We start from the raw sequence: 9154 nt of genomic DNA, 5'->3' as shown, positions 1-9154 counted from the left end.
ATCGGGCGCCCGCGCCCTCTCTTTATTACCCCCCCCCCCGCGGGGGGCCCCCGGCCCCCGGTGGGGGCGGGGCCCCCCCGCGGCTCTTGTCGTGCGTACGCGGGTGTGGGGTGTCGTGTCGTACGCGGGTGTGGGGCCCGGTCGCCGGTGCCCCGGTCACCCCGCGCGGCTCACGGTGTCAGGGGCGCCCGGGGACCGTCGTCGTTCCGCTGCGGGTACGTCTGCGCCGGGCTGTCCTCGCGGACGACCTCGCCCTGGACGACCTTGCCGTCCGGCCGGTGCATCCGTGCCTGCTGGAAGACGTCACCGAGGCTGCCGGGCTGCCGCACGGCGTTCATCCGGCGCTCCAGGGACTTCTCCGCGTACCGCCCGAGCGCCCTGCGCACGGGCGGCAGCAGGACCAGCAGTCCCAGCACGTCGGAGAGCAGCCCGGGCAGGACGATCAGCAGCCCGCCGAGCATCAGGAAGCCGTTGCCCGAGCCCTTGCGGTCCTGGTCCGCGGACGGGTCGTAGGTGCCGCCGCTCTGCTGCTGACGCTGGATCGTCTCGCTGAGATTCCTGAAGGCGCGGCGGCCCGCCCGCTTGATCACGGCACCGCCGAGCACGGCCCCGCCGGCCAGCAGCAGGAAGACGGTCAGTCCTCCGGCCTCGCCGGCCACGAAGGTCAGCAGCCAGATCTCCAGCACCAGCCAGGCGGCGATGCCGAGAGGAACGAACGTACGGGCGCGGGAGCGCTTGCGGGCGGTCGTCGGGGCGGGCGGGGGCGGGGTGCCGGTCGTCATGCCCCCAGTGTGCCTGGCAGGGCGCCTGAACGGCGTAAAGAGGGCGTGAGGGCGGAACCGGTGCCGGTCGCCGGGGGCGGGCGTCAGTCGGGCTTGCGGCCGAGCATCTTGTTGGCGCGCGAGCCGACACCCCAGGCGGTGACCCGCCAGAGCGCCTCGACCAGGATGTCGTTGCTCATCTTGGAGTCGCCGCGCTCTCGCTCGACGAAGGTGATCGGGACCTCGACCACGTGGTATCCGGCGTCGACGGTGCGCCGCGCCAGGTCGACCTGGAAGCAGTAGCCGGCGGAGGCGACCTCGTCGATGCCGATGCCTTCGAGGGTCTCGCGGCGGAACGCCCGGTAGCCGCCGGTGACGTCGCGGATCGGGACGTTCAGCAGCAGGCGCGAGTAGGTGGAGCCGCCGCGCGAGATGTACTCGCGGTACTTGGGCCAGTTCACGATGCGGCCGCCGGGCACCCAGCGCGAGCCGAGCACGAGGTCGGCGCCCTTGAGGGCGGTGAGCAGCCGGGGCAGTTCCTCGGGCTGGTGGGAGCCGTCCGCGTCCATTTCGACCAGGACGCCGTATCCGTGGTCCATGCCCCAGCGGAAGCCGGCGAGGTAGGCGGCGCCCAGGCCCTCCTTGCCCTTGCGGTGCAGGACGTGCACCTGGTCGTCGGCCGCGGCGAGCTCGTCGGCGAGCTTTCCGGTGCCGTCGGGGCTGTTGTCGTCGGCGACCAGGACGTGCGCTTCGGGAACGGATTCCCGGACCCTGGCGACGATCGGCTTGATGTTCTCGGCCTCGTTGAAGGTCGGGATGATCACCAGAACGTTGCCGAGCGGGCCGTAACGTTTCTGACCGCCGTCGTTCACTACTGCCCCTTTTCATGCCCGAACACAGAGGCACCCACCATAGCGAGCGTGTATCGGCGCGCGGCGCAGGGTCTTTCGTTTCCCCTGTGCGGGTTCGGCGGAGGCCGTGGTCTGCGGATGGGGGCCCGGCGTCCTTCGGGCCGGCCAGGTGCCCGCCGGCTGCGGACATCCTCGCCGTTGTCTACTGAACGCCGGGGCCCTACCCGGGTCGCACCGTCCGTCGGAAAAAACCTTCCCTCGCCCCCGAGGCGCGGGCGCTGAACCTGGTTCCCGGGGCGGCGTGCCGGTGCGGCACTCCGTCCCATGACCCAGCGGCGTTCGACGACTGCGTGGAAGGTTTCCGGCCGGACGTTTCGTGGTGGACCCGGCCGAACCTACCCGCCGGTGGCCGCTTTCTGTCAACACCCGTGCGACCTGCGGCGATTCGTCGAATCAGCAGGTCAGTGCCGAGAGGACGGAGAACTCCCCGGCGGGCCCGGCGTCACCGATCGGCGGTACGCGGAGCGTCCTGTGTCACGCGTTCGGCCGTACGTGGACGGTGTGGCCGGCCACCACCGTGCGCAGACAGACCGGCAGGGGCGCGTCCGGCGAGAGGTCCGGCAGCCCGGGCGTGCCGGAGCGCGGGTCGGTGGACCAGCGGGCGACCCGGTCGTCGGGGGCCTGGACCACCAGCTCCCCGGTCTGCCAGATCGCGTAGTCGGCGGGCGCGCCGGGCACCAGGGTGCCCGCGTCGTCGCGGCCGACCGCCCGCCAGCCGCCCCTGGTGTGGGCGGTGAACGCGGCCCGTACGGAGACCCGGTGCTCGGGGGTGCGGTGGTGCGCGGCGGCCCGGACTGTGCCCCACGGGTCGAGGGGGGTGACCGGGCTGTCGGAGCCGAGGGCGAGCGGGATGCCGGCCTTGAGCATGGCGGCGTACGGGTTGAGGGTGCGGGCCCGCCCGGTGCCGAGGCGCTGGGCGTACATGCCGTCCTCGCCGCCCCAGGCCGCGTCGAAGGCGGGCTGGACGGAGGCGGTGAGGCCGAGGTCGGCGAAGGCGGTGAGCGTGTGCGGGGTGAGCATCTCGGCGTGCTCGACGCGGTGGCGGGCGGCCCGTACGCGGGCGAGCCCGACCTGCTCGGCGGCGGTGCGGAAGCCGTCGACGACGGCGCTCAGAGCGGCGTCGCCGATGGCGTGGAAGCCGGCCTGCAGGCCGGCTTCGGTGCAGGCGACGACATGGGCGCCGATGGCGGCGGCGTCCAGGTGGGCGGTGCCGGTGTGCGGGGCGTCCGCGTACGGCTGGTGCAGGCAGGCGGTGTGCGAGCCCAGTGAGCCGTCGACGAAGAGGTCGCCCGCCGCGCCGACGGCCCCGAGGTCACGGACGCGCTGTGCGTCCTTCGCGTTCGCGACGAGTTCGGCCCAGTAGCCGAAGACGCGCGGGCCGGGTTCGGCGGCGGCCGTCTCCAGCAGTCCGAGGAGGTCGTCCTCGCTGGAGATGTCGGGGCCCGCGCACTCGTGCACGGAGCCGATGCCGAGGGACGCGGCCCGGGCGAGCGCGGCTCGCTGGGCGGCGGCTCGCTGGGCCGGGGTGATCGCCCGGTGGGCGGCGGCGCGGACGGCGTGGTGGGCGGCGCCGGTGAGCGGGGCGTCCGGGTGGAAGCCGGTCATCTCCGTGACACCGGGGACCAGTTGGAGCAGCGCGGTGCTGACAACGGCGGAGTGGACGTCGATGCGGGGCAGGTAGAGCGGACGTCCGCCGGCCGCGGCGTCGAGTTCGGCACGCGAGGGGTGGCGCCGCTCGGGCCACCGGGAGGCGTCCCAGCCGCCGCCGAGCAGGACTTCACCGGCCGGGCGGGTCGCGGCGTACGCCCGTACCGCCTCCAGCGCCGCGGCCAGCGTGCGGGCGCCCGAGAGGTCGAGACCGGTGAGGGCGAGCCCGGTGGCCGTCGTGTGCACATGTGCGTCCGTGAACGCCGGGGTGACCAGTGCGCCTTCGAGGTCGAGCACCTCGTCGACCCCGCTCGCGAAGGCGTCGGCCGCCCCTTCGGAGCCCACCCAGGCGATGTGTCCGCGTTCGACGACCATCGCCGTGGCGAAGGGGTCGGCGGGACTGTGGACCTCGCCGCCGCGCAGCAGCACGGTCCGGTCGGAGGGGGTGGGGGCAGAGGGGGCGGTGCGCTGGGTCATGGGGACCAGTCTCGCGCAGCCCGCGGGGCGCTCACGACCAGGGGGCCGCACGACCGGTGGCCGCGGGACGGGACGGCCGGATGCCGCACCCGCCCGGCTCCGCGGTCGCCCGGGCCCGCATGCGAGGGGGGACACGCGGCGGGACTAGTGGACGCGGGGCGGCCGGGCTTCGTAGGGGGTGGAGAGGACGACGGTGGTGCGGGTGGAGACGCCGGCCAGGGTGCGGATCCTGGTGAGCAGGTGCTCCAGTTCCAGGGGAGTGGCCACGCGCACCTTGAGGATGTAGTTCTCGTCGCCCGCGACACTGTGGCAGGCCTCGATCTCGTCGATGCCCGCCAGCCGTTCGGCGATGTCGTCGGGGGCACTCGGGTCGAACGGCGCCACCGAGATGAACGCCGTGAGCGGCAGCCCGACGGCCGCCGGGTCCACGACCGCGGCGTACCCGCGGATCACCCCGCGCTGCTCCAGCCTGCGGACCCGCTGATGCACCGCCGAGGTGGACAGGCCGGTGGCCTTGCCCAGGTCGGTGTAGCTCATCCGCCCGTCCTTGACGAGCAGGTCCACGATCTGACGATCCAACTCCTCCATGGGCCAAGAACCTACAGGGCGCGGCGTCCGAACGGCACCGGAGCGTCCGGCGTCTTGCCTGGTGGAACGGCGGATGCCGGGCGGACGTCCGGGTGCACTCCGGGAGGGCATCTGCGAACGGCATGTGACGAAGACCACACATCTGTGACCGTGTCCTTCTCGGTTGTGGGGTTATCGCGCAGGCGCGCAGGGAAGTGCTTGCTGTGGCCGAGGCCGCAGCGCCTTGTCGGCCCACCTCGAGGGGGAGAGTCTCCATGCAGAGCCTGAAGCGCACCGGTCGTTCCGAACCGGAGCCCTCCGATATCGTCGATATCACCGACGCCGCTTCCTTCGACGCCGCCCGGTACCCCGGTGCGGACTCGGAGCTGGACCCGGACGCGGACCCGGACTCGTACGACACCTTTGAGATGTTCCGGGTGATCTGCCCGGACTGCGCTCAGCCGATCGCGCTGCTCGCCGGGGAGGACGTCCTTCCGGAGCACGCGAAGTGCCCCACCCCGTGGAACCCCTTCGGCCTGACGGCCTGTGCCGGTACGGGGCGCCCCGCGTCCGACGCGCGTCCGGCCGACGAGACCCGGGCGGTCCAGGAGCAGGACACCGCGCTGCTGCTGACGCTCCCTCAGGGGCTCGACTGGCGGACGCAGCCGTTCTCGCACGTGGGCGGTCCCGGCTCGCGTCCGCTCAAGGTGCCGCGTCGGCGCGCGGCGTAACGGCCCCTACCGGTAGCCCAGTTCGCGCCAGTAGGTGCCGCGCACCATGGCTTCCAGCGAAGCCGGGTGCAGGACGAGCACATCCGGGTCCTCGGGGACCCGGACCTCGCCGAAGTGCACCTGCCGGTAGGCGATGCGCAGCATGACGACTGCATGCCGGAGCGCGGCGTAGAGGGTGTGGAACTCCATGTCGCGCGGAGTGTGGCCGGTCAGCCGCGCCTACCGTTCCTCGATCGCGTCCCTGCGCAGGAAGTCCGGCAGGCCTGCTTGCCCGAAGGACTCCGTGAGGTCCTGGAAGAAGCGGTGCAGGTACACGGTCCAGCCGAGGTCGAGTTCGCGGGGGCCGTAGGCGGCCATTTCCCAGTCGAGCACGGCCGCGGGCTCGAAGCCGTCGTAGACGATGTTGCCGATCCGGGCGTCGCCCCAGCAGAGCACCGGCTCGCCCTCCTCCTGCGGCCGGCGAGTGTCGAGCAGGTCGAAGGCCTCCTCGATCAGCGGGGAGCGGGGCAGCCCGTCGACCACCCACTCGTAGAAGGAGCGCTGGGCTTCGATGTGGCGGCCCAGTGGACTGCTCGCACCTTGCGGGCCGTCTGGGCCTTCTGGGCTTTCTGGGCGTTCTGGGTCTTCTGGGCCTCCGGAAACTTCCGAAAGCAGAAACTCCGCCTCCTTCGCGGGGAATTGACTGTGCAGCCGGGCGAGGACGCCGATGCTGGCGGCTTCCAGGGCGGCACGTTCGGTGTCCGTCGCGGAGTGCAGCCAGTTGCCCTCGTAGGTGTACGGCATGACGTCGGGCGGCACCCTGCCCTCGGCGCGGGCCATCACGAAGAAGGGTGCCCCGAGGGCGCCGGCGTCCTCCTCCAGCCACAGGACGCGCGGGACGGGCACGTCGGTGTACTCGCCGACGAGGCGCATCACGCGGTGCTGGCGGGCCATGTCGTAGACGGGGAAGACGGTGTACGCCGCCGGGTCGGCCGCCAGGCGCAGGGCGCAGCCGGTGACGGGCGCCTCCGGGTGGTCGAGGTCGAAGAGCAGGGTCTCGCTCGACATGCCGTTGGAGTCCGGTACCCGGATGTGGGAGACCCGGGCGCCCGGGAGGCGGGCGCCGAGCCAGCGGGTGAGGCGGCGTCCGAGTTCCTCGGGGTCGCGGGTGGTGGTGCGGGGGCGCGGCGCGGAGACCATGTCCGTACTCCTCTGGGCGGGAAGGGCGGGCCGGGAGCGGCGTGCGGCGTGCCGTGTCTCAGGGTGCGGTCGAGTCGTAGCCGGTGAAGCCGCTGGGGTCGTGCCGGCCGAAGCTGCCGTGTTCGAAGATGCCGTAACCGGTGCGGCCTTCGAGGGTGAAGCGGGCGGCGTGGTCGATGACGCCGTACGCCGCCATGGGGTGGGCGGCCGGGTCGGAGAGGTCGTAGGTGCGGCGGTCGGTCCAGCCGCGGCCCTGCCAGGTGCCGTGCTGCCAGTCGGTGGCGGGCGGGTAGCCCGCGCCCACGGCCAGCGGCGAGGAGGCCAGGACCTCGACGCCGAGTTCGAGGGGTTTGCGGTCCTGGCCGGTGAGGTGGACGGTGGCGTGGGTGGGGTGGCGGGTGCCGGAGCGGTAGGTGATGTCGGTGCGTGGCCAGCCGAGTTGGATGTCCCGGGGGGGCCTTGTTCTGGGGCTGGTTCTTGGAGTGTCCCGCGGAGGAGCCGCCGAGCGGACCTTCGCGGACGAGGAGGGCGTCGTTGAGAGTGCGGTGGCCGTCGGCGTCCTCCTGCACGACGACCATGACGAAGCGGTCGTCGAAGCGGGCCGGTATCCAGAGCCAGTGGAAGCCTTCGGGCCGCAGCTCATCGGCGGCACGCCCGCCCTCCTCACCCGGGATGGGCCGCACTCCCCAGCTGCGGTCGCGCGTTCCGGTCCACTCCCCCGGTGCCGGGCGGATCTCCTCCCCGCCGGCGCGGAGGGTGCCGGTGCAGCTGCCCGCCTGCACGAAGCGGCGACCTTCGAGCATCAGCCGGTCGCCGCGGTACTGGATGTGGTGCGGCTCCCAGACCGGCGCGAAGTCCGCGGTCCAACTGATCTCGTACGAGAGGGAGTCGGGGTCGGCCGGATCGGGGTCGCAGCTGAGGGTGAAGCGGCGCAGCGGCTCATCGACGGTGATCCGCAGCGGGCCGACGGAGAGCCGGGTGCGGTCGTCGGGGAGGGCGTCGGAGGCGCGGACGGCGTGCAGGGTGTCGCCGATGCGGAGGGTGGCGTAGGCGTCGATGACACCGGTGTTGGGATAGACGCCCAGGCCGAGGACGAGGAGGGCGTGGCCGGTGTGGTCGACGAGGTGGAAGATGCAGCGGTCGTAGGCGTTCCGGTCGCCGGTGACGACTTGCTTCATGGACAGCGGGGCTTGGTGGATGGGGTATTCGTCGAGCGCGACGGGGCGGTCGGCGGGGGTGGGCATGGGGTCCTCCTGGCCTGTCCTGGGGGACTTGCGGTCGTGCGGGGGCACGGGCGCGGGGCCGGGGATGGTGGTGGAGGGTGCGGGCCCGGCTTTGATCCTGACGGTACGTCAGGGGCGTTGGCGGGGGCCAGGGGTGGGGCGGGGCCGGGGTGGGGTGGGGGGTTGGGCGGAGGTGGGGCAGGGTGCGTGGTGCGGGGGTGCGTGGTGCGGCTCCGCCGGGGGCCGCCCCCTTGCCCGCCCGTTCCGCCCCCGGGGGCCGCCCCGCCGCCCAAGGGGGCTGGGGGGGGTGGGGCGGCCCCGCCGTCTCAGGCAGCGGGGCGGCGGGGGCGGGCGGGGTGGGGTCAGCGGGTTTCGGGGCCGGCCAGGTGGCGGGCGATGACCATGCGCTGGATCTGGTTCGTACCCTCCACGATCTGGAGGACCTTCGCCTCCCGCATCAGCCGCTCGACCGGGAAGTCGGCCGTGTAGCCGTACCCGCCCAGCACCTGCACCGCGTCCGTGGTGACCTTCATCGCCGCGTCGGTGCAGAAGAGTTTCGCCATCGCCGCCTGGCGGGCGAACGGGCGGCCCGCGTCGCGGAGCCGCGCCGCCGACAGGTACAGCGCCCGGCCCGCCTCGATCTGCGTCGCCATGTCGGCCAGCATGAAGCGCAGCCCCTGGAAGTCCGCGATGGGGCGGCCGAACTGCTGACGCCCGGTGGCGTACGCGAGCGCCTCGTCCAGGGCGGCCTGGGCCACGCCGATCGCACAGGCGGCGATGCCCAGACGGCCGGAGTCCAGGGCGGAGAGGGCGATGGCGAAGCCCTGCCCCTCCTCTCCGATGCGGCGCGCGTCCGGGACCCGTACGCCGTCGAAGTGCAGCTGGGCCGTGGGCGAGCCCTTCATGCCCATCTTCTTCTCGGGGGCGGCGGCGCTCAGTCCGGCCGCGTCGCCGGGCACCAGGAAGGCGGTGATGCCGCGCGGGCCCTCCACACCCGTTCGGGCGAGGACCGTGTAGAAATCGGCGACGCCTCCATGGGTGATCCACGCCTTGGTGCCGGTGATGACCCACTCTCCCCCGCTCTCGGCTCCGCTCGAGCGGGAGGTGCCCCCTCCGTCCCGCACCGCCTTGGTGCGCAGGGAGGCCGCGTCGGAGCCCGCGGCGGGCTCGGAGAGGCAGTACGCGCCGAGGAGTCCGCCGCCGAGCATGGCGGGCAGGTGGGCGCTCTGCTGTTCCTTGGTGCCGTAATTGGCCAGTGCGTGGCAGGCGAGGCTGTGCACGCTGACGCCGAGGCCGACGGTCAGCCGGGCCGCCGCGAGCTCTTCGAGCACCTGGAGGTAGACCTCGTACGGCTGGTCGCCGCCGCCGTGTTCCGAGTCGTACGGCAGGCCGAGCAGGCCGGAGGCGGAGAGCAGGGAGAAGACCTCGCGCGGGAAGTGCCCGGCGTCCTCCTCCGCCGCGGCCTGCGGAGCGATCTCCCGCTGGATCATGTCGCGTACGAGCGCGAGCAGGTCGCGGGACTCCTCGGTGGGCAGCTGTCGTTCCACCGGCTGCGGAGTGCGGTCGGGCATGTGCGGCGTCCTCCCTGTCGGGCGCGGCGGCAGACGCGCGCGCAGGGTGTGGCGGCGCCGCCGGGTGTCTCTCCTGCCAGCCTGAAC

General features: G+C 73.2%; 8 protein-coding genes and 1 pseudogene. 1 reads left to right on the top strand and 8 read right to left on the bottom strand.

The window, feature by feature from the left end; translation table 11 throughout:
• Positions 1 to 170 precede the first annotated feature (170 nt).
• From fxsA to ACFWVV_RS31400, 4 genes are all read right to left on the bottom strand, one after another.
• On the bottom strand, positions 171 to 782 hold the full coding sequence (gene fxsA, locus ACFWVV_RS31415) for an FxsA family membrane protein (protein WP_384355476.1): 612 nt from the start codon (positions 780 to 782) through the stop codon (positions 171 to 173).
• Between the two features lie 83 nt (positions 783 to 865).
• Positions 866 to 1633 (bottom strand): polyprenol monophosphomannose synthase, encoded by a 768-nt coding sequence (locus ACFWVV_RS31410; RefSeq protein ID WP_384355474.1) that lies wholly within the window; start codon positions 1631 to 1633, stop codon positions 866 to 868.
• A gap of 513 nt (positions 1634 to 2146) precedes the next feature.
• Positions 2147 to 3796 carry an amidohydrolase gene (locus ACFWVV_RS31405; protein ID WP_384355472.1) on the bottom strand — a complete coding sequence of 550 codons (1650 nt, stop codon included), beginning with the start codon at positions 3794 to 3796 and terminating at the stop codon, positions 2147 to 2149.
• Positions 3797 to 3940: 144 nt separating this feature from the next.
• A complete protein-coding gene (locus ACFWVV_RS31400; protein ID WP_384355470.1) occupies positions 3941 to 4384 on the bottom strand; it encodes an Lrp/AsnC family transcriptional regulator in 444 nt (147 codons plus the stop codon).
• A 254-nt stretch (positions 4385 to 4638) separates the two neighbouring features.
• Here ACFWVV_RS31400 and ACFWVV_RS31395 point away from each other — a divergent pair, with 254 nt between their 5' ends.
• On the top strand, positions 4639 to 5094 hold the full coding sequence (locus ACFWVV_RS31395) for a hypothetical protein (RefSeq protein ID WP_384355468.1): 456 nt from the start codon (positions 4639 to 4641) through the stop codon (positions 5092 to 5094).
• 6 nt (positions 5095 to 5100) lie between these two features.
• On the opposite strand, the gene ACFWVV_RS31390 is transcribed toward ACFWVV_RS31395, so the two are convergent.
• The 4 genes and pseudogenes from ACFWVV_RS31390 to ACFWVV_RS31375 form a co-directional block, all read right to left on the bottom strand.
• Entirely contained in the window at positions 5101 to 5283 is a 183-nt protein-coding gene (locus tag ACFWVV_RS31390) for a hypothetical protein (protein WP_384355466.1), read from the bottom strand.
• Between the two features lie 30 nt (positions 5284 to 5313).
• Complete coding sequence (locus tag ACFWVV_RS31385; RefSeq protein WP_384355464.1) at positions 5314 to 6273, bottom strand: phosphotransferase family protein; 960 nt, start codon at positions 6271 to 6273, stop codon at positions 5314 to 5316.
• Between the two features lie 58 nt (positions 6274 to 6331).
• Positions 6332 to 7517 (bottom strand): annotated as a pseudogene (locus ACFWVV_RS31380) (hypothetical protein).
• 341 nt (positions 7518 to 7858) lie between these two features.
• Positions 7859 to 9067, bottom strand: coding sequence for an acyl-CoA dehydrogenase family protein (locus ACFWVV_RS31375; RefSeq protein ID WP_384355462.1), 1209 nt, complete (start codon positions 9065 to 9067; stop codon positions 7859 to 7861).
• Positions 9068 to 9154: the final 87 nt, after the last annotated feature.

Source organism: Streptomyces sp. NPDC058663, assembly GCF_042716745.1.
Classification (GTDB): Bacteria; Actinomycetota; Actinomycetes; order Streptomycetales; family Streptomycetaceae; genus Streptomyces.
Note: the sequence above shows the minus strand (reverse complement) of the source record. Positions and strands in the feature narration are given on the sequence as shown.